At 73.3% G+C, this 19,788-nt stretch carries 22 protein-coding genes; 13 read left to right on the top strand and 9 right to left on the bottom strand.

Annotated elements, in window-relative coordinates:
- Window positions 1-53 precede the first annotated feature (53 nt).
- Complete coding sequence (locus OG470_RS28845; RefSeq protein WP_328417279.1) at window positions 54-1,157, top strand: DUF5919 domain-containing protein; 1,104 nt, start codon at window positions 54-56, stop codon at window positions 1,155-1,157.
- An 83-nt stretch (window positions 1,158-1,240) separates the two neighbouring features.
- Entirely contained in the window at window positions 1,241-2,137 is an 897-nt protein-coding gene (locus tag OG470_RS28850) for a pentapeptide repeat-containing protein (protein ID WP_328417281.1), read from the top strand.
- 32 nt (window positions 2,138-2,169) lie between these two features.
- Here the strand turns inward: OG470_RS28850 and OG470_RS28855 are convergent, their stop codons facing one another.
- Window positions 2,170-2,691, bottom strand: a complete 522-nt coding sequence (locus OG470_RS28855) for a MarR family winged helix-turn-helix transcriptional regulator (RefSeq protein WP_328417282.1) — start codon at window positions 2,689-2,691, stop codon at window positions 2,170-2,172.
- A 5-nt stretch (window positions 2,692-2,696) separates the two neighbouring features.
- Between OG470_RS28855 and OG470_RS28860 the strand changes: the two genes are divergently transcribed.
- Entirely contained in the window at window positions 2,697-3,917 is a 1,221-nt protein-coding gene (locus OG470_RS28860; RefSeq protein WP_328417283.1) for an MFS transporter, read from the top strand.
- A gap of 39 nt (window positions 3,918-3,956) precedes the next feature.
- Window positions 3,957-4,193 (top strand): preprotein translocase YidC, encoded by a 237-nt coding sequence (locus OG470_RS28865; protein ID WP_328417285.1) that lies wholly within the window; start codon window positions 3,957-3,959, stop codon window positions 4,191-4,193.
- Window positions 4,194-4,211: 18 nt separating this feature from the next.
- Here the strand turns inward: OG470_RS28865 and rnhA are convergent, their stop codons facing one another.
- From rnhA to OG470_RS28880, 3 genes are all read right to left on the bottom strand, one after another.
- A complete protein-coding gene (gene rnhA, locus OG470_RS28870) occupies window positions 4,212-4,688 on the bottom strand; it encodes a ribonuclease HI (protein WP_328417287.1) in 477 nt (158 codons plus the stop codon).
- 84 nt (window positions 4,689-4,772) lie between these two features.
- Window positions 4,773-6,056: a lycopene cyclase family protein gene (locus tag OG470_RS28875; protein WP_442930999.1), complete on the bottom strand. Its 1,284-nt coding sequence runs from the start codon at window positions 6,054-6,056 to the stop codon at window positions 4,773-4,775.
- Between the two features lie 42 nt (window positions 6,057-6,098).
- Window positions 6,099-7,370 carry an MFS transporter gene (locus OG470_RS28880; protein ID WP_328417291.1) on the bottom strand — a complete coding sequence of 424 codons (1,272 nt, stop codon included), beginning with the start codon at window positions 7,368-7,370 and terminating at the stop codon, window positions 6,099-6,101.
- 374 nt (window positions 7,371-7,744) lie between these two features.
- Here OG470_RS28880 and OG470_RS28885 point away from each other — a divergent pair, with 374 nt between their 5' ends.
- The 3 genes from OG470_RS28885 (at window position 7,745) to OG470_RS28895 (ending at window position 10,148) form a co-directional block, all read left to right on the top strand.
- Window positions 7,745-8,230, top strand: coding sequence for a hypothetical protein (locus OG470_RS28885; protein ID WP_328417293.1), 486 nt, complete (start codon window positions 7,745-7,747; stop codon window positions 8,228-8,230).
- An 89-nt stretch (window positions 8,231-8,319) separates the two neighbouring features.
- Window positions 8,320-8,931 carry a class F sortase gene (locus OG470_RS28890; RefSeq protein ID WP_328417295.1) on the top strand — a complete coding sequence of 204 codons (612 nt, stop codon included), beginning with the start codon at window positions 8,320-8,322 and terminating at the stop codon, window positions 8,929-8,931.
- A gap of 110 nt (window positions 8,932-9,041) precedes the next feature.
- Complete coding sequence (locus OG470_RS28895; RefSeq protein ID WP_328417297.1) at window positions 9,042-10,148, top strand: magnesium and cobalt transport protein CorA; 1,107 nt, start codon at window positions 9,042-9,044, stop codon at window positions 10,146-10,148.
- A 22-nt stretch (window positions 10,149-10,170) separates the two neighbouring features.
- On the opposite strand, the gene OG470_RS28900 is transcribed toward OG470_RS28895, so the two are convergent.
- On the bottom strand, window positions 10,171-10,884 hold the full coding sequence (locus OG470_RS28900; RefSeq protein WP_328417299.1) for an MBL fold metallo-hydrolase: 714 nt from the start codon (window positions 10,882-10,884) through the stop codon (window positions 10,171-10,173).
- Window positions 10,885-10,967: 83 nt separating this feature from the next.
- Here OG470_RS28900 and OG470_RS28905 point away from each other — a divergent pair, with 83 nt between their 5' ends.
- The 4 genes from OG470_RS28905 (at window position 10,968) to OG470_RS28920 (ending at window position 13,502) form a co-directional block, all read left to right on the top strand.
- On the top strand, window positions 10,968-11,735 hold the full coding sequence (locus OG470_RS28905) for an SGNH/GDSL hydrolase family protein (RefSeq protein WP_328426670.1): 768 nt from the start codon (window positions 10,968-10,970) through the stop codon (window positions 11,733-11,735).
- 47 nt (window positions 11,736-11,782) lie between these two features.
- A complete protein-coding gene (locus OG470_RS28910) occupies window positions 11,783-12,202 on the top strand; it encodes a YchJ family protein (protein ID WP_328417301.1) in 420 nt (139 codons plus the stop codon).
- A gap of 200 nt (window positions 12,203-12,402) precedes the next feature.
- Window positions 12,403-13,119: a hypothetical protein gene (locus OG470_RS28915; RefSeq protein WP_328417303.1), complete on the top strand. Its 717-nt coding sequence runs from the start codon at window positions 12,403-12,405 to the stop codon at window positions 13,117-13,119.
- On the top strand, window positions 13,116-13,502 hold the full coding sequence (locus tag OG470_RS28920; RefSeq protein ID WP_328417304.1) for a VOC family protein: 387 nt from the start codon (window positions 13,116-13,118) through the stop codon (window positions 13,500-13,502). The genes OG470_RS28915 and OG470_RS28920 overlap by 4 nt, the downstream gene beginning before the upstream one ends.
- Before the next feature lie 49 nt (window positions 13,503-13,551).
- Here OG470_RS28920 and OG470_RS28925 read toward each other — a convergent pair whose 3' ends face one another.
- The 4 genes from OG470_RS28925 to OG470_RS28940 all read right to left on the bottom strand — a co-directional run bounded on the left by OG470_RS28925 (window position 13,552) and on the right by OG470_RS28940 (window position 17,892).
- Window positions 13,552-14,925, bottom strand: coding sequence for an MFS transporter (locus tag OG470_RS28925; protein ID WP_328417305.1), 1,374 nt, complete (start codon window positions 14,923-14,925; stop codon window positions 13,552-13,554).
- Between the two features lie 209 nt (window positions 14,926-15,134).
- A complete protein-coding gene (locus OG470_RS28930; protein WP_328417307.1) occupies window positions 15,135-16,103 on the bottom strand; it encodes a mechanosensitive ion channel family protein in 969 nt (322 codons plus the stop codon).
- A gap of 78 nt (window positions 16,104-16,181) precedes the next feature.
- Window positions 16,182-17,060, bottom strand: a complete 879-nt coding sequence (locus tag OG470_RS28935; protein WP_328417308.1) for an SPFH domain-containing protein — start codon at window positions 17,058-17,060, stop codon at window positions 16,182-16,184.
- A gap of 361 nt (window positions 17,061-17,421) precedes the next feature.
- A complete protein-coding gene (locus tag OG470_RS28940) occupies window positions 17,422-17,892 on the bottom strand; it encodes a DIP1984 family protein (RefSeq protein WP_328417310.1) in 471 nt (156 codons plus the stop codon).
- A 187-nt stretch (window positions 17,893-18,079) separates the two neighbouring features.
- On the opposite strand from OG470_RS28940, the gene OG470_RS28945 reads away from it, so the two are divergent.
- Together OG470_RS28945 and OG470_RS28950 are read left to right on the top strand one after the other, a co-directional pair.
- On the top strand, window positions 18,080-19,210 hold the full coding sequence (locus OG470_RS28945) for a peptidoglycan recognition protein family protein (protein WP_328417312.1): 1,131 nt from the start codon (window positions 18,080-18,082) through the stop codon (window positions 19,208-19,210).
- Window positions 19,211-19,345: 135 nt separating this feature from the next.
- Window positions 19,346-19,759, top strand: coding sequence for a VOC family protein (locus OG470_RS28950; RefSeq protein ID WP_328417314.1), 414 nt, complete (start codon window positions 19,346-19,348; stop codon window positions 19,757-19,759).
- The last annotated feature ends 29 nt before the right edge of the window (window positions 19,760-19,788 follow it).

A 19,788-nucleotide genomic window follows, 5' to 3' on the forward strand; every position in this document is an offset into this window, starting at 1 on the left:
CCGGTGATCAGCGGGCGGCCACGTGGGGCCGGCCGACGACGGAGGGGGACCGGATGCCCGAGTGGGCTGGTCGGGGCGGCCGGCAACGACGCGCCTTCGGCGTCGGTGGGACGCTGCTCGGGGTCGCCGCCCTGATGCTGCTGGCTGCCTGGCTCAGCACCGGCTTCCTCAGCGACCTGTTGCTCAACCTCGGCGCCAGCGTGGTGCTCGCGGCCATCTCGTACGTCATCTTCGACCCACTGTTCGAGGAGGCCCGCAAGGCGCGGGTGCAGGAGCACCTGAGCTTCGACCAACAGGCGTTCGTGACCCGGCTGCAGCGCGCCGGCCGCCGGGTGCGGATCCTCGACACCTGGACGATCCTGCTGGAGCAGCGGCATCGCGAGGAGACACTGGCAGCGGTACGCGCGGCACTCACCAACGGCTCGCAGGTGCAGTTGCTCCTGCTCGACCCGGACTGCACCGCCGCCCAGCAGCGCTCTGAGGAGCTGGAACGGCAGCGGGTGAATGTGCCGCGGCAGATTCGCACCAACCTGCGCCACCTGGCCGCCTTCTCCGACGCCCTCGACCCCCGGCTGCGACACCGGTTGCAGGTCCGGCTCTACGACGCCTCCCCGTCGATCCAGCTCTACCAGTGGGACGGCCGGGCGCTGATCTCGTTCTTCCCGATCGGGAAGCTGTCGTTCAACGTGCCCCAACTTGAGGTGGACATGGACAGCCCGTGGGGTGGGTTCGTGCACGCCCGGTTCGAGGAGCTGTGGGAGCACGAGCAGGCGACCGTGAACCTGGAACAGTACTGGTCGGTGACCGTCACGCTGCGCCACGACGACTCCGACGTGGTCGAGGTGCAGGTGCCCTACGTGACGGTCGACGGCCAGCACTACATCGACTGCCGCGCGTTCCGCCTGACCCGGCCGCTGACCGTGCGGGCCGTGCTGCCACCCCGGGCACCCGGGGCCGCGCCGACGGTGTTCGCGCTGGCCGAGCTGGCCGACGGAGACCGTACGCCGGCGGCCACCGTGGCCCGGACCTTCGACCAGAAGTACGGGCCTGGCGACGGGGAGCGGGCGGTACGCCGGCTGGTGTCCCAGCCGTCGGGCGGCGGCCCCCGTACCCCGGCACCCCGCTCGACTGCGGCCGGCGACCCACACGGACGGTGACCCCGACCCTTCGGTCGCGGGGGTACGCGGGACAATGGTGGCCACGGCTCACCGCCGCGCCGATCGCCAGGAGGACCGTCCGCGTGTCGCACAGCCCCGCTCCCCCGCCCGGGCCGGCGCAGCTGAGCGCCGACTGTGAGCGCTGCTTCGGGTTGTGCTGCGTGGTGCCCGCCTTCGCCGCGTCGGCGGATTTCGCCATCGACAAGCCGGCCGGGCAGGTCTGCCCGAACCTGCGCCCGGACCACCGCTGCGGCATCCACACCGAGCTGCGGGAGCGAGGGTTCCCGGGCTGCACGGTCTTCGACTGCTTCGGCGCCGGCCAGCAGGTCGCCCAGGTGACCTTCGGTGGGCGGGACTGGCGGGACGCGCCCGAGACGCTGCCGGCGATGGCTGCGGCGTTCACCGTGCTTCGTCCGCTGCACGAGCTGCTCTGGTACCTCACCGAGGCGTTGGCGCTGCGCCCACCGGCCGAGCTGCGCGCCGAGCTGGACCGCGCCCGCGCCGAGACGGCGGCGCTCACCGGTGGCGACCCGGCGCAGTTGCGCGCCGTGGACGTGGCGGCGCACCGGGAGCGGGTCAACCCGCTGCTGTCCCGGGCCGGCGACGCGGCCCGCGCCCGAGGCGGCGTGGCCGGCCCGGACCGCCGGGGCGCCCAGTTGCTCGGGGCGGACCTGCGCGGGGTCGACCTGCGCCGGGCCAACCTGCGCGGTGCGCTGTTGATCGGCGCCGACCTGCGCGGGGTCGACCTGGGGCTGGCCGACGTCACCGGCGCCGACCTGCGCGGGGCGGATCTACGCGGCGCGGACCTGCGGGCCACTCTCTTCCTGCACCAGGCCCAGCTGGACGCGGCGCGGGGTGACGCGCGCACCGCGCTGCCGGCGACGCTCACCCGGCCGGCGCACTGGTCGGCGCTGGCGCTCACCCCGGTCCGCCGGCCATCCCGGGCCGCGGCCCCCGCCCGGCGCGGCCGGCGCCGCTAACGATCGGTACGCGTCGCGCCCGGGGGTACGCCTCAGTCGCCGCTCCGCTCGCGGAAGCCGGCGTCGACCGGGCACTGCGGGCATCGGGTGCGGTCGCAGAGTCGGCAGAGGTGAGCCAGGCTGCGGGCGTCGGTCACCTCGTCGCGCATCAGGGCACGGGCGATGTCGGCGAGTTGGTGGCGTTGTTCGGCGGGCAAGGGGGCGAGCAGCGCGTTCAGCGCCTGGTCCCGGGCCTGCAGGACGCGGTCGGCCGCCCTCGCACCCTCCGGTGTGAGGTGCAGCGCCCGGCTGCGCGCGTCGGCGCCGGCCCGCCGCTCCACCCAACCCTGCTCACGCAGTCGACGGACCAGGTGCGCGGCACCGGGCTGGCTGAGCCGCAGTACCTGACCCAGCCACTCGGCGGTCGCACCCGGCTGGTCCTTGAGGACGACGAGCGCCTCCGCGAAAGCGCCTCCGGCCCCGACCGACGAACTGACCGACGCGCGCATTCGGGAGCCGACGAGCAGGGCGAGTGCGCCGAGCAGGTTGGCCGAGCCATCCTCGGCTAGATTCATAAGTCATGAATTTACCCCGGCGGGCGTCGCTGCTCATCGTGTTGATGACCGTGGCGCAGCTACCGGTCGCGATGCGGCAACTGCTTGTCGTGCTGCTCGGTCACGAGAACACCGGCAGCTTCGCCACCGCCGGTGTGGCCAGCGCCGGCTGCGGCATCGGGCTGGCGGTCACCGCGCCACTGGTCGGCCGGCTGCTGGGCCGGCTCGGCAACCGGCCGGTGCTGCTGACCACCGGTGCCGTCCACCTGGTCACCCTGCTCGGGTTGGCGGTGGCCACGAACCCGGTGGCGTTCGTGGCGCTGGCCACCGCTGCCGGGCTGAGCACGCCGCCGGTCCTCGGCAGCGGGCGCGCACAGCTCGCCCGGATAGTCCCCTCCTCCGCGCTGAGCCGTGCGTACGCCGTCAACGCGGTCGGGCAGGAGGTGCTCTACGTGGGCGGCCCGCTTGCGGTGACGCTGAGCCTGCTGGTCAGCGGTCCGGCCGGGGCGCTGCTGACCTTCGCCGCGATCGGCACCGCCGGGCTGGTCGGCACCGCCGCCGTGGTGCCCTACCGCGCCGTCGACGACCGGTCCGCCGAAAGCCGGCCCACGACCTCCGGCCGGGCAACCCGTCGCACCATGCTGAGCACGCACGTCGGCTACATGGCCGCCATCGGTGGCATGTGGGTGCTGGTCCCCGCCTTCGCCACCACGGTTGGGCACCCGGACCAGGCCGGACTGCTGGTCACCGTCTGGTCGGTGGGCAGCCTGGCCGGCGGCCTGCTGCTGGCCCGCAGGGGTCGACCCGGCAGCCCAGGCGGCGCGTACCTGGCGCTGGTGGGCACGTTGGCCGTGACCTCGCTGGCGCTGCTGCTACCCCGGACCGTGCCGCAGATGGCCGTCGCGCTGGCGGTCTTCGGGCTGGCGCTGGCACCCTTCCTCGCCGTCACCGACGAGCTCCTGGCCCGGTCCACCCCGGCACCCCAGCTCGCCGAGGCGTACGGCTGGTTGCAGACGGCCGGGCAAATCGGTCTCGCCGTCGGCTCAGCCACCAGCGGGGCGATCACCGACCACTTCGGCAACACCCCGGGCTTCCTGGTGGTGTCCGCAGCGCTGGTGCTCGCCTCGGCCATCGCGCTGACCCGCCGACGGACCCTGCGCCTGCCGGAAGCCACGCCGGAAGCCACCGCGGCCACGGAACCGGTGGCTGCGGCGGGGCGAGGTTTCGTCCGCGACGACGCCGGGTAGCCACCGCCGACGCGGAACGGCACCGACGGGGGGCACGGCGTGGGCTACCGAAAGCGCGACGGTGAGCTGCCGGCGGACCCGGCACACGCCGAGGACGAGGCCGGCCAGGTGCCGTTGGTGCAGGTCGAGGCGGACACCAAGGTCCCGCCGCCGGACGACACCGACGTGCCACCGGACATCGTCACCGAGGACAACAACTCGGGCATGACCGGCGGCTCCTCCGGCAGCAGCGGCGGCGGGTCGAGCATGCCCGGACATCCGGACGCGACCCGCTGAGGCGGTCTCGGCGCGGGATCAGCGACTGGCCAGCGCGGCCGCGCGCGCCTCGGTCATACCCTTGTTGGCCAGCCCGTCGGCCCGCTCGTTCTCCGGGTGCCCGTTGTGCCCCTTGACCCAGAGCCAGGTGACCTGGTGCCGCTCGCAGGCCGCCTCCAGGCGCTGCCACAGGTCGGCGTTCTTCACCGGCTGCTTCGCGGCGGTCAGCCAACCGTTGCGCTTCCAGGAAGCCAGCCAGCTGGTGATGCCGTTGCGGACGTACGTGCTGTCGGTGTGCAGCTCCACAACGACCGGCCGGTTCAGGCTTTCCAGCGCCTGGATGGCCGCCATCAGCTCCATCCGGTTGTTGGTGGTCGGGGTGGCCTCCCCGCCGCACAGCTCCCGCTCATGGTCGCCGTAGCGCAGCAGCGCGCCCCAGCCGCCCGGCCCGGGGTTGCCGCTGCACGCCCCGTCGGTCCAGATCTGCACGCCCCTGCCGGCCACCGCGTCCACCATGCCCGGCAACCTACCGGGCGGCGACGCCGTACCCCGCGCTCGGGTGACCGCCGCGCCGGCCTGGGACCGCTGATTCCCGGCGGGTCAGCCGGGCAGGGGGCCGGCGTCCGGTGCGGCGCCGGACGGCGGGGTGCCGACGACGGCGGCCGGGATGCTCGGCGCGGGTCGGGTCGGGCGCAGCCGGTCGCGGACCCGGTGCGCCGCGTCGCCGGCGGTGGCGGCGATCATCGGCAGTAGCCGCGTGGAGTTCATGATCGCGATCTCCTCGGCAGGGCTGGTGACGCCGTCGAGGAAGCGCAGCACCCGCTCGGCCGGGTTGCGGTCGAAGAGCCGGTCGAAGAACTCGGGACCACCGACCCCGCCCCGGTCGAGCGCGCGCAGCGCGACCGAGTCCATCCAGCGGTGCCGGCGCGGGTAGGCCGGCGCGGGCACCGGCGGCTGGCCGGCGGCGAGGGCGCGGGCCACCTGGTCGGCCTGGCGGTACATGGCGGAGAAGGTGAAGCCGGTGGACGGGCGGGTCGCGCCGCCGGCCGTGCCGAGGCGGACGACCCGGGTCGAGGGTCGGGCCGGGAAGGGCGCGTCGGTCATCGGGATCACCCCGTTCTCCACCTCGCGCACCCGCAGCCCGCTCGGATCCAGCCCGAGCAGGTCGCGGTAGCTGGCCAGCGCCGCGTCGTACCCGGCGTCGGTGAGCAGGCCCGGCGAGAACTCGGTGTACTCGACCAGCGCGTAACGGTCGCTCACCGGCAACACGTAGCCGAAGGAGACGCCCCGGGCCGGCTGCGGGGTGCGGAAGTCCATCAGCACCGCCCGCGCCGGATCGAACGTCGGCCGGTCCGCCTCCAACCACCACCCCCGGAAGTGCTGCAACCAGGTGGTCCGCCCGGGTCGTGCCGGTGGGCGGGGGCGGGAGTCCAACACCCAACCGGCGCGCACCGTGGGCCCACCGCCGGTGCGCACCACCACCCGGGCGCCGTCGTCGGCCACGCTCTCGGCGGGGGCGACGATCCGGGTCGCGCCGAGCCGGCGCTCGGCCTCGGCCGCCCGGTCGTAGACCGGGCCGGAGCGGAGCATGGCGTACCGCAGCGGGGTCAGGTCCAGCACCCGACGCCGCGTCGGCGTGGCCACCTCGACCTGCTGCCAGCTCGCGCTGAGCAGCGGGTCCAGGTCGCTGTCCGGGTGGCCCCAGAACGCCCAGGTGCGGTCCTGGCCGCGTCGGCGCACCGGGTCGACGACCGCGATCCGCAGGTCGCGGACGCCGTGCCGGTCCAGCGCGGCGAGCAGCAGCGACGCGGCGCCGCCGCCGCCGAGCAGCGCGAGGTCGACGTCGAGCGGCGCGGATTCGGTCACCGCATCACGCTGCCACACCACCCGCCGGTTTCACGCGCCACCACCCGACGCGACGCGTGGTCAGGCCGCCCGGGCGGGCTCGGGGGCGGTCGGGGGCGGATCGGCGTAGGCGCGGGCCACCGCCGCGCGGTTGAAGACCCGCCAGGTGGCGGCGGAGACGCCGATCGCCACCACGAGCCCGACCCAGTACGGCGCGGTGATTCCGAACCGGGCGGCGAGCAGGCCGCCGAGCAGCGCGCCCACGCAGTTGCCACCCGCCGCCACGAAGAGCGTGGTGCTCGCCACCCGACCCTGCAACTCCGGTGGGGTGAGCCGTTGGCGCAACGAGTTCGCCACGATGTTCCACAGTGCGCTGTGCACGCCGAAGGCGAAGAGCGCGAACCCGACCACGATCGTGCTGCGCGACGCGGCCAGCGCCAGGTGCAGCCCCGCCTCGATCACCAGACCGATCCGGATCGTCCAGGTGGCGCTGGTCCAGGCGATGAGCCGGTCGCCGAGGAGCGCGCCGAGCACCCCGCCGCAGGCCATGCAGGTGAACAGCAGCCCGTAGCCGACCGACCCGAGCCGCAGCCGCTCGTCGGCGAGCAACACCAGCACCGCCAGCGCGGCGGTCAGGGTCACGTTGAGCAGGCCGATCAGCACGGCCATCGTCCGCAGCAAGCGCTGGTGGGCCAGCCAGCGCAGCCCTTCCACGATCTCCCGGCGCATCGAACGGGTCCGCCGGGTGTTCGCGTCGGTGACGGCGGCCCGGAAGTCGCCCCCGATCAGCGCCACCAGGACCGCGCTGAGGGCGTACGTGACGGCGTTGACCAGGAACGGGCTGCCCGCCGAGACGGCGAACAGGAAACCACCCAGCGGTCCGGCGAGCATGCCGTGCATGAGGGTGGTGCCGCCGCCGAGCCAGCCGTTGGCGCGCTCCAGCCGGTGCCGGGGCACCACGGTCGGCAGCATGGCCTGGCTGGCCGAACGGAACACGATCTCACCGGTGTTGACCACGAACAGCACCACGTACAGCAGCGCCACCCCGGCCCGGTCGGTCATGATCGCCGCGGCCAGCACGGCCAGCGCCACCACCCGGACCAGGTCGATGATGATCATCAGGCGGCGCCGGTCCATCCGGTCCACCAGCACGCCGCCGGGCAGGGCGAAGAGCAACCAGGGCAGCCAGGCCACCGCGGATGCCGCGGCCACCACGAGCGGGTCGTCGGTACGCGACGCGACGAACAGCGGCGCGGCGACGGTGGCCAAGCCGCTGCCCAGGGCGGAGAGCGTGCTCGCCGCCCAGAGCCGCGCGAACCGTGTCCCCAGTCCGGCAACCCTGTCCTGTGTCACGGGCACGGAACCTACCAGCGGCTCTCCCGTTCTCCTCCCCGATTTGTCCGTCGGCAGAACGGCGGCTGACGCGCAACGCCGCTGGCCGGGTGGGGGCAATCCCGTCGGCGCCGGCAATACCTCGCCATCGACCCAGCCGTGACAGCCCGGCCGGACGGACATCGACCGGGTCACCGGTGCCGGTCGGCCCGTCGAGGCGTTTCCGCAGCTCTCCCCGTCTTCGGGTGGACACGTGACGGCAACGAGGATTTCTCATTTTCACCGGATCGAGGACCCAACGCACCTAGTGTTGGTCACACCGGTGCTAGTCACGGAGATGGCCACCCGAACGACGTCCCACGCAGTCAGCGGACGAAATGTGAGGGAAGACGCGTATGAAGGTCTCAACAGCACTCTGTTCGGCGGCGCTCGGCGTAGGCCTCGGCACGCTCCTGCTGCCGGGCGCCGCACTGGCCGACACCACGGTGTCACCAGCCACCACGCCGGTCGGCGGGACCGTCGTGCTCACCGCGACGACCTGCAACCCGAAGTCGGGTGACGCCCTCTTCCGTGTCACCGGCCCCAACCGCGACCAGAACGTCCGGTCGACCACGGCCGCGGCCGGTGGCGGGCTGAGCGCCGAACTCTTCACCGCCGGCTTCACCCTGGGCACGTACACGGTGGCGGCCACCTGCGGCGACGGCAGCTCAGCCGGCAGCGCCACGTTCACCGTCACCCCGATCGGCGGTGCCCCGGCCGGCTCCGGCGGAGACAGCCGCGACAACGGCACTCTCGCCGCCGGTGGCACGCTGCTCGGCACCGCCGTCGCGGGCGCGGTCATCCTGCTTCGCCGACGCCGTCCGGTGTCCGCCGTCGCCTGACCGGCGACCCGCTCCATCCCTGAGGACGGGTGCCCGTGCCGGTGACACCGGCGCGGGCACCCCGACGATCCCGTCCGGAGGTGCGCACGGTGTGGAGGCGGCGGACCCTTCCGGCGGTGGTCGCGCTGCTCGGCGTGACCGGGCTGGGGCTGATCACCGTCGGCCTCAGCGCCGACCCGGCACGACCACCACGACCACCGGCCGACGCGCCGACGCGCACCCACCCCGCACCGGACCTGGCGCCACTGCCCCGCGCCGCGCCGGTCCGGGTGCAGATCCCGGCCATCGACGTACGCGCCGAGGTCGTCCCGGTCGGCGCGGACGCCGCCGGGGTGCTGGAGGTGCCACCACTGGACCGGCCCACCGTCGCCGGCTGGTACCGACACGGGGTCAGCCCCGGTGAGACCGGCAACGCCGTCCTGGTCGGGCACGTCGACTCCCCGGCCGGTCCGGCGGTCTTCTTCGACCTCGGTCGGCTACGCGCCGGCCAGCAGATCCAGGTCACCCGCGCCGACGCCCGGGTGACCACGTTCACTGTGGACGACGTCCGCGCGTACCCCAAGGACCGCTTCCCCAGCGGCCTGGTCTACGGTCCGGCGGACACCGCCGGGCTGCGACTGATCACCTGCGGCGGCCGGTTCGACGCCGGGACCGGCAACTACGTGGACAACGTCGTCGTCTTCGCCACCCGCACGGCCTGAGACCGCCGGCCCGCCTGTCGGGAGCCGGACCCCGCTCGGCAGAATGCGGTGGCACCATCCCCTCCGGGCACCTCGATCGGGGCGGTGCGCCGGCGGCGGGGAGGCACGCGGTGGATCAGCGACCGGTACGGGACCGAGCCGGCCTTGGCGTACGCGCCCTGGCCCGTCGACTGCTCGGTCGGGTCGAGACCGACTCCCCCACGGCACGCCGGTCCAACCCGGACGCCGTGGTCGACTGCGCCGTCTACGTCAACGGCCGGCGCGAACCCGGCCGTCCGCACTACGCCGACGCGTACGCCCGCGCCCGACACGGCCGCGACGCCTTCGTCTGGCTGGGGCTGCACGAGCCGGGCCCGGCGGTGCTCGCCGCGGTGGGCCGGACCTTCGGCCTCGACGAACTGACCGTCGAGCAGGCGCTCGCCGACGGGCACCGGCCCACCGTGCAGCGGCACGGGCCGGTCACCCTGCTGGTGCTCCGCACCGCCGGGTACGTGGAGCACGCCGAGCTGACCGACACCTCAGAGGTGATCGACACCGGGGACGTGATGGTGCTGCTCGGTGACCGGTTCGCCCTCACCGTGCGGCACGGCGCCGCCGGGGCGCTGCGCAGCGTCCGCGCCGACATCGAGCGCCGCCCCGCGCTGCTGGCCGCAGGGCCGTGGGCGGTGGCGTACGCGGTCTGCGCCCGGATGGTCGACTCCTACCTCGAAGTGGCCGGGCACGTGGAGCGGGACCTGGAACGGGTCGAGGAGTCGGTGTTCGCCCGCGACCGCTCCGTCGACATCCAGCACATCTACCAGCTCAAGCGGGAGGTGGTGGAGTTCAAGCGGGCGGTGCTGCCGTTGCAGGCGCCGATGCGCACGCTGCTCGACCCGGGCAACGACGGGCCGCCGCGCGCCCTGCACCGCTGGTTCGTCGACGTGGACGGCCGGCTGAGCCGGGCGGTGGATCGGGTGGCCGCGTACGACGACCTGCTCACCTCGATCGTCCAGTCCCGCCTGGCGCAGCTCGCCGTGGAGCAGAACAACGACATGCGCAAGATCGCCGCGTGGGCGGCCATCGCGGCCGCCCAGACCGGCATCGCCGGCGTCTACGGCATGAACTTCTCGCACATGCCGGAGCTGACCTGGCGCTACGGCTACGCCGGCGCACTCGCCCTGATGGCGTTGGCCGCCCTCGGCCTGTACCGCCTGTTCCGCCGCTCCGGCTGGCTCTGACCCGCCGGGGGCGCGGGACGGATCAGTGGGGCTGGGAGAGGAGGAAGCTGCGGATCCGGTCGCGGGGACTGTCGGTCAGTTCGGGGCCGTGGGTGAAGGCGGCGATGTCGTAATCCAGCTCGCCGAGGACGTGCGCGGTCTGCTGGGTCAGCCGGAAGTCGTTGCACAGCCACTTCACCGGCCAGCGGACCCCGAGCACGTTGAACAGCGCGTCCCCGGTTATCAGCAGCCGGGTCGGCTCGTGCAGCAGCGACACGTGCCCCGGGGAGTGCCCGGGAGTGTGCACCACCCGCAGTCCGCCACCGACGTCGATCAGATCGCCGTCGACCAGCGGCTGCGCCACCTCGACGGCGGGGAACCGGCCCCCGTCGACCCGGGCGAAGAACCGGCCGCCGGTCACCGCCGGGTCGTTGACCGGTTTGCGGCCCGCCTCGGCGTACGGCACGTCGGCCGCGTGCGCGGCGACCGGGGCACCGGTGCGGCGGGCCAACTCCGCCGCCCCGCCTGCGTGATCGGGATGCGCGTGGGTCAGCACAATCCGGGTGACGTCCGCCGGCACCTTGCCGATCGCCGCCAGCCCACGCACGATCCGGGCGGGCGCCCGGGTCAGCCCGCAGTCGATCAGCGTGACGCTGCCGTCGTCGTTCACGAAGGCGTACGAGTTGACAGCCGCGCGGCCCAGGGTGGGGATGCGCCAGACGTTCGGGGCGAGCGGCACGGCCGGAGATCGCGACATGTCGCGAGTCTAGGATCGACCGTCAACCATCCCTGCCCCAGCGGTACACCGGTGCGGGGCGGGCGGCTAACGTCGCCCGGGTGATGTGGCAGCGGTACGTGGCGATCGGCGACAGCACCACCGAAGGGCTCGACGATCCGGACGGCGCCGGCGGCTACCGGGGCTGGGCCGATCGGTTCGCCCTGGCGGTGGCCCGCGCGCAGGGCGGCCTGGAGTACGCGAACCTGGCCATCCGTGGCCGGACCACCGCCCGGATCCGCGCCGAGCAGCTCCAGCCCGCCCTTGACCTGGCCCCCGACCTGGCCACCGTGGTCGCCGGCATGAACGACGTGCTGCGCCCCTCCTTCGACGCGGAGCAGGTCGCCGAGCACGTCGCGGAGATGCAGCGGGCGCTGGTGGGGCAGGGCGCCACCGTGCTGACCTTCACCATGCCGGACCCGGCACCGGTGATGCCGCTGGCCCGGCCGCTGCGGGGCCGGATGCTGGCGCTCAACGCGGCACTGCGGGTGGTCACCACGCAGACCGGTGCCACCCTGCTCGACCTGGGCGCGCACCCGGTCTCCTCCGATCCCCGGCTGTGGAGCGACGACCGGCTGCACGCCAACAGCGCCGGCCACGCGCGGATCGCCGCCGCGCTGGCGTACACGGCGGGTCTGCCCGGGTTCGACGACTCCTGGACGCAGCCGTTGCCGCCGGTGTCCCGGCGGCGCCGCGGTGAGGTGCTCGGCGCCGAGCTGGCCTGGACCCGCCGGCACCTGCTGCCCTGGCTGGTTCGGCACCTCCGCGGACGGTCGTCCGGCGACGACCGGGTCGCGAAGCGGCCGGTGCCGCTGCCCGTGCCGCTGGAGTAGCGACGGTCGGCGTCCGGGGCCGGTTGGCGGTGCGGCAGGATGGCGGCGTGGGTAAGGGTGCGGGGCGTCGGCGGGCGGACGCGACGACGGGACGGGCCTGCCCGTGCGGCGCCGGCCGGGTGTACGCCGACTGCTGTGCCGAGGTGCACGGCGGCGTGGCGCACGCGCCGACCGCCGAGGCGCTGATGCGCTCCCGGTTCGGCGCCTTCGCCCTCGGCGACGCCGACTACCTGCTGCGTAGCTGGCACTCCTCGACCCGCCCGGCGCGGCTGGAGCTGGAGCCCGGGCAGCGGTGGACCCGGCTGGAGATCGTCGGGACCGAGCGGGGCGGCCTGCTCGACACCGCCGGCACCGTGACGTTCCACGCGCACTACCGGGACGCGGGTCGGCCGGGCACGCTGACCGAACGCAGCCGGTTCGTCCGCGAGGACGGCCGGTGGGTCTACCTCGACGGCGAACAGCCCTGACGGCTGCGCCGACGACCGGTTCGCGCGTAGGATGACGTCGGCGTAGTCCTGCGCCGCACCTCCCTCCCGGCGCTCACGCCGCCGGCCATGCGGAGGCAAAGGGGGCCTGAGCCCTCGGGACGTGGTGCCACATGCCCCACTCCGGCGGGGTCGACGGGAGCGTGAGTCCCGGTGACCGTGCCGTTGACCGGGAGCATGTGATGACCAACCAGAGATCGTTCAAGACCCGGGTCCGAGCCCGGATGGAGAAGACCGGCGAGAGCTACACCACCGCCCGCCGGCACCTGATCAATCGGACCGCCGCACCCACCGTCGCGCCGGCACCGGACGTGTCGCCGTCTCCGGCACCCGCCGCGGCGCAGACCGAGCGGATCGCCGACGACCTGATCCACGCGCGGACCGGCCGCGGCTGGGCGGAGTGGTTCGCCCTGCTCGACGCCGCGGGCGCCACCGAGCGGACGCACACCGAGATCGCCCGCCAACTGGTCGTCGAGCACGAGGTACCGGGCTGGTGGGCACAGAGCATCACCGTCGGGTACGAGCAGGAACGCGGCCTGCGCGCGCCCGGTCAGCAACGCGGGGGTGGCTTCTCGGCCAGCGCCAGCCGGACGGTGGCGGTGCCGGTACTGCGGCTGTTCGGGGCGTTCGCCGACGAGACGGCACGCGCCCGTTGGTTGCCCGACGTCGAGGTGCGCCTCCGCACCGCCACCGCGCCCCGCAGCTTCCGGGCCGACTGGGCCGGTGGTCCCACCCGGATCGTGGTCGGCTTCGAGGCGGTCGGCGAGTCGAAGGCCCGGGTCAGCGTCTCGCACGAGAAGCTGACGGGGGCCGAGCAGGCCGCGGAGCTGAAGGTGTACTGGCGGGAGCGGCTCGCCGCGTTGAAGGTACTGCTGGAGTCGGACGGAGACCACCGATGACCATGACGTTCATCAACCTGCCGGTGCGCGACCTGACCACCGCCGCCGAGTTCTACCGGGCGATCGGCTTCACCAGCGACCAGGCCAACCTGGACGGGGGCAACGTGCAGATCACCGTCTCCGACAGCACCCGGCTGATGCTGCACCTCCGCTCGGCCTTCGAGGGGTACACCGGGGTCGCCGCCACGGAGACGGCGACCAGCCGGGAGGTCATCGTGGGGCTGTCGGCGCATAGCCGGGAACGGGTCGACGAACTGGTCGACCGGGCGGTGGTGGCCGGCGGGGAGTCGGTCGGGCCGGGAGTGGACAACGGGTCGATGTACATGCGCGGCTTCCGGGATCTCGACGGCCACCAGTGGTCGTTCCTGCACCTGGCCGGCTGAGCGAAGGCCCGGCGGCGGCCCCTCCGGCCGCCGCCGGGGAGGCCGCCGGTCAGGCGGTCGTGGCGTTGTCGCTCGGAGGTTTGGTCGTGAACGAGCCCCGCCCGGCGGTGGGCCGGGCGTGCGACCGTCGGTGGCGGGCCACCAGCACCAGCGCCACGATGAGGTACGGCCCAGCCGTGACCGCGAACGCCACCGCGTTGCCGGCCGCTGTGGCGACCAGGCCGTAGCAGACGTAGGTCACGATGATCAGCACATCGGTGGCCATCCCGGCCAGCGAGGTGACCGTGGCGCGGCTGCTCCCGATGATATGGGCCTGGAGTCGCGCGTCGGCCAGCACGGTGGCCAGTTGCGCGGCCCCGAACGCCACGGCGAGCAGCACGAAGCCGGCCGGGTGCACGATGAGGGCACCCCCGGCCAGCGTGACGGCGACCACGCCCAGCAGGGCGGCGTAGCCCCGGCCGCTCAGCCGCTCACCCGCCGGGGCGAGCAACCCTCCGGCGGTGACACCGGCCCAGAGCAGCAGGAGCAGCAGCGGCACGACCTCCGCCCCGACGCCGGTGTCCAGGGCCAGCAGCGGGGTGTACTCGTCCAGCGCGCCCCAGTCGGCGGCCACCACCGCGACCAGCAGCACGGCGGCACGCACCGGCGGATGTGTACGGACCTGCGCCAACCCGGCCCGCAGCGCGTCCCGCCAACCCAGGTCGGCATCGTCGCCGTCCGCACCGACCAGCGGGACCGCCGGTGCCGCCACGGTCGACACCGGGTCGCGGTCCCGGGCCGCGGCGGCGGCCACCGGCGCCGCGACCCAGGCAGGGTCGTGCGGCGCGGCCGGGAGGTTGCGGTGCTCCGGGAATCGGGTGGCGACGGCGGCGGCGAGCAGGCAGGCGAGCACGCTGGCCAGACCGACCGCCGGGTACCCGCCGGCGGCGAGCACCGGGCCGGCGAGCACTCCGGTGACCAGTACGCCCAGCACACCCGCCGTCCGGGCCCGGCCGAGCACCCGGGCGTACCGGCCGACCGCGCCGAGCCGGTCCAACTCGGTCCACACCAGCGCCTCCAGTGCGCCGGAGGCCAACGCCCCGCCCGCGCCCCAGAGCAGGAACCCGACCGCGAACGCCGGGTACGACGGAACCAGCACCCAGAGCGCGAAGCCGGCGGCCGTCACCAGCGGAGCGAGGCACAGCAGGAGCCGGCGGGACACCGCGTCGGCCCAGGCGCCGGAGGGCACCTCGAACAGGATGCCGGCAGCCGACCAGATGACGAAGAGCGAGGAGACCTGTCCCACCGACAGCCCGGTGTCGGCGAAGAGCAGCGCGTACAGCGGGTAGAGCAGGACGAGGTCACTGAGGAACGCGTACCCGTAGAGGGTGACCGCGAGCCGGCGGACCGCCGGGTCGGGCACGCGCGAGGCGAGGTGGGTCATGAGGCCTTCCCGTGGGAGCGGAGACGGACACCGGACGTGCGGTGCCCGCGGTGGCCCACGGGATCGGCCTACGGCGTTGGATCAATGTCGCCAGGTCATGTCGGCGATGCTAGACCCGGTTCGCGGCGCCGGCCAGCGTTTTCGGGGTGCCCGACGACGCGAAGCGGGGCGGGCTCCCGAGGGAGCCCGCCCCGCTGTCCCGCACGGTGTCAGCGACGGTCCGGGTCCAGCGGCGGGATGACCGTGGTGGCCTCGATGTCGTCGCTGGTGCGCTGGCTGGGCGCCACGCGGTCGCCGCCGCTCACCACCTGGGTCGCGTCGGCGTCGACGCCGGGGCTCACCACCTGGGTGGCGTCGGGGTCGGCGGGCGGACGCACCACCTGGGTGGCCTCCGGGTCGGCGGACGGACGCACCACCTGGGTGGCCTCCGGGTCGGTGTCGACGGCCGACGGCCGGGCCAGCTTGGCCTCGGCGTCCCGACGGCCGGCCCGGTAGGCCCGGGCGTGCGTGGCGATCAGCTGCGACTCCTGCTCGGCGCGGGTCAGCCACGCCTCCCAGCGGCTCTGCATCGGACGGATCAGGCCGCCGCCGACCCCGACGACGAGGATGCCGCCGACGGTGGCCAGCACGGCGATCAGCACGGGGGTGGTGACCGCGGTGGCCACGCCGATCTGGTTCAGCGCGGCGATGACGCCGAGGCCGAGGATGAACACCGAGGCGATGCCGGCCAGCACCCGACCGTAGGAGAGCCCGCCGAGCGCTCCGCTGATGATGTCCTTGACGGCGTTGGCGATGGCGGCGGCGACCACGACGATGACGATCGCGACGAAGGCGCGGGGCAACCACGAGATCACCGCGGCGATCAGGTCGGAGATCGGGTTCGGTCCCCAGATGCCGAAGGCGAGCTGCAGGGTGAGCAGCAGCACCGCGTAGTAGACGAGCTTCGCCACGATGTCGCTGGCGTCGTACCGGGAGCGGCTCAGTGCCCGGCGGATGCCGCCGCGTTCGACGGCGCGGTCGAAGCCCACCCGCTCCAGGACCTTCTCCACGATCTTCAGTACGGCCTTGGCGATCAGCCATCCCGCCACCAGGATCGCCAGGAAGGCGACGGCCTTGGGCAGAAAGAGCATCACCGAGCGGAGGGCGTCGCCCACCGCATCGCTGACGTTGTCACTCATCGGGTTTCCTCCACGCGGGGCAGCCGGGACGGTCGGTCCCGACCTACCCCAGCTGCCGCGCGCGGAAACGCCGGCCGCTCAGCGCTGCGGCGCTCCGGGGTGGTCGTCGCCCTGTTCGGCGGCGGCGGCAACGCCCTCCGTCACCGGCCCCAGATCCGGCGTCGGGGGTGTCACCGGCTGGCCCGGCCCAACCGCGTGTGGTGCCATCTGGTCGAAGAAGCGCAGCAGCTCGACCGGGAACGGCATGACCAGGGTGCTGTTCTTCTCGGCTGCCACGTCCACCACGGTCTGCAACAGGCGGAGCTGGTACGCGCCGGGTGTGGCCTCCATCGCCCGGGACGCGTCGGCCAGGCGCCGCGACGCCTGGAACTCGCCGTCCGCGGCGATCACCCGGGCCCGGCGTTCCCGTTCCGCCTCGGCCTGCCGGGACATCGACCGTTTCATCCCTTCGGGCAGCGAGACGTCCTTGACCTCCACCCGCTCGATGAGCAGCCCCCACGGCTTCTCGGTGGGCGCGTCGATGACGGACTTCAGCTCGGCGTTGACCCGTTCCCGGTCGCCCAGCACGGTGTCCAGGTCGGCCCGGCCGATCACCGAACGCAGCGCGGTCTGCGCGACCTGGAGCACCGCCGAGGGATAGTCGTGCACGTTCACCAGCGCCTTCACCGGGTCCACCACCCGGTAGTAGACGACGGCGTCGACGGTGAGCGTGACGTTGTCCCGGGTTATCGCGCCCTGTGCCGGTACGCCGATCACGGTGGTCTGCAGGCTGACCCGCGCCATCCGGTCGGCGATCGGGACGATCAGTTGCAGGCCCGGCTGGCGGACCCGCTCCAGCACCCGACCGAACCGGAACACGATGCCGCGTTGGTACTGCTGCACCTGCCGGACGCTGAGTGCCAACGCCAGCAGCACGACCACGACGACGATGACCAGGCCAACGACGGCGGCTCCCATGACATCCCGCTCCCCCGGAGGCGCCCACCTCCCCGGAGCGCCGGGTACCCGTTCCGTCCCCGGCCATGCCGCCGTTCGGGATCTGCCAGGATGGCCCAGGCACTGGGCCTCATCTGGTCGTGTGCGACTGGCCGTCCCGCGGTGTGGAGTGCCCCGAGCCCACCCTCGCCGTCGTGGATCTGTACGTGGTGATGTGTCGTGCGTGCTGCACTGTCACCTGTCCTCGGTGCTGGGCTGCGTCGTGATCAGGGAGTCGAACCCCGCGCTGCCCTCCGCGCGCCAGGAGAGGGTGCCGGTTTGCAGCCGGCCCTGTGTGTACACGCCTCCACGACGGCTACCTGCTCCACATCGTCTCCGCCGGTCAGTCCAGCAGGTCCGCCTCCCAGTTCGTACGCTGGATCTGCACCTCGAGTTCGCGCAGTTCCCGGTCCAGTTGGTCGGCGCGACCCCGCAGCTCCGCGACCGGCAGCGCGGCGAGCATCTTCAACTCTGAGCGCAACTGCCGGGCGTACTGGCCCCGCCCACCGCCGGCGGCGGCGTCGGCGGAGCTCGTGATCGCGGCGTGCCGCAGGCGCAGGACGTCCCGCCGCGCCAACGCGTCGGTGAGCGTGCCGAGGTCGCCGACCGGGACCGTGGCGTTGGTCCGGTTGATCCGCCGGATCAGCGTCTCCAGCCCGTCGAGCACCTCGTCCAGCTCGGTCAGGAGCGCCCCGGCATCCTCGGACGGCAGCTCACCCTCCTGGTACCGGGCGCTGCCGGTGATCCGGGTTCGCAGCTGTTCCACCCGTCGTACCGCATCGGCGCGATCTGCCAACGCCTCACCAAGCTTCATCTTCCACCCCCGAGTCAGCGCGGCTAGATTAGCCGATCTTTGATCTCCCGGCCGACCGGTTATCCCGCCGTCGACTCCGGTTCGGCAAGGTCTAGCGCCCGGGTGAGATTTGGCAATATCCTCCGGAGCACGTGCGGCCACTGGAGTTACTTTTCATCCCCCGCCGTCGGCCGCAGGAGGAGATGTCATGCACGTCGACCATTCCGAAGTGGATCGCCGGACGCTGCTGCGCGCCGGTCTCGGCGCCGCCACAGTTGCTGTGGTCGGGAGTCAGCTCGCCCTCCCGGGCGCGGCGCAGGCCGCCCCCGGCACCGACCTGGACTGGATCATCAGCTGCGACGAGTGGGACGCCCGCCCGCCGAAGGATCCGCTGGCGGTCAGCGCCATCGCCACCAACAAGATCATCGTGCATCACATGGCCTTCCCGAACGTCACCGACTACTCCCGCGAGCAGGCGGTCAAGCTGGCCCACGACTGCCAGGACCTGCACATGGACGGCAACGGCTGGTCGGACACCGGCCAGCACTTCACCGTCAGCCGGGGCGGCTACGTGCTGGAGGGCCGTCGGGGCAGCCTGGAGCGGCTGGAGGTCGGCGACCGGCAGATGATCTCGGCGCACTGCCCGGGCGAGAACGGGCGGGCCATCGGGATCGAGAACGAGGGCACCTACGTCACGGAGACCCCGCCGACGGCGCTGACCGACTCGCTGGTGAAGCTCTGCGTCTCCATCTGCCGGCAGTACGGGCTGCACGCGCACGACATCTTCGGCCACTGGGACTTCCGTACCACGCAGTGCCCGGGCGCGGCCTTCTACCGGCAGTTCCCCGCACTGCGCCAGCGGGTGTTCGCCGCCCTCGGCACCGACCTGGGCGACGTGCCGGCGCGCCGCTGGCCGGACCTGTGGCGCTTCGTCAACTCCCCGTCGGTCCGGGTGGTGCAGTACCTGCTCGCGTTCCGCGGCTACCCGGTGACGGTCAGCGGCACGTTCGACGCCGCCACCGTGACGGCTGTGCAGGACTGGCAGGCCCGGAACGGGATCCCGGTGGACGTGGACGCCACCCTCACCACGCCGACCTGGGAAACCCTGGTGCCCGAGTTGAACCAGCACGCCACCGGCCTGCCGGTCACCGCGGTGCAGGAAATCCTCGCCACCAAGGGGTTCGCCGTCACCGTCACCGGGACGTACGACCACGCCACCCGAGCGGCGGTGAAGGACCTGCAGGCGCTGCACGGGCTGCCTCGCAACGGCAAGCTCAGCACGAGCACCTGGTGCACCGTCGTCGGCGGGACGGTCCGGCAGTCGTTCCGGCGCCGCTGATCCTCGGCCTGGTGGCGGCGTGGACCGCGTCCACGCCGCCACCAGGCCCGACACCAGCGCAAACGTGGGCGCGCCTCGTTGTCCACCCCCCACCGGTCTGCGACGATGACGCCGACCAGGACCAAGGAGGGTGCTGTGCAGACGCGACTCAACCCGTACCTCAACTTTCCCGGCACCGCCCGCGGCGCGATGGAGTTCTACCACCGCGTGTTCGGCGGCGAGCTGACGATCAACACCTTCGGCGAGTTCGGCAGCGCCGAGCCGGGCCTGTCCGACCAGATCATGCACGCGCGGTTGGAGTCCCCCAGCGGCTTCACGCTGATGGCCTCGGACACGGCGCCCGGGATGAACCACGTGCCCGGCAGGAACATCGCGATCAGCCTCAGCGGTGACAACGCCGACGAGCTGCGCGGCTACTGGGACCAACTCTCCGCGAACGGGTCGGTGCTCGTGCCGATGGAGAAGCAGATGTGGGGCGACGAGTACGGCCAGTGTGTCGACCCGTACGGCATCGATTGGATGGTCAACATCGTCCAGCCGCAGGCCTGACCTGCGCGGCCTCGCCGGTGGACCGGTTT

The organism is Micromonospora sp. NBC_00389 (assembly GCF_036059255.1).
Lineage (GTDB): Bacteria > Actinomycetota > Actinomycetes > Mycobacteriales > Micromonosporaceae > Micromonospora.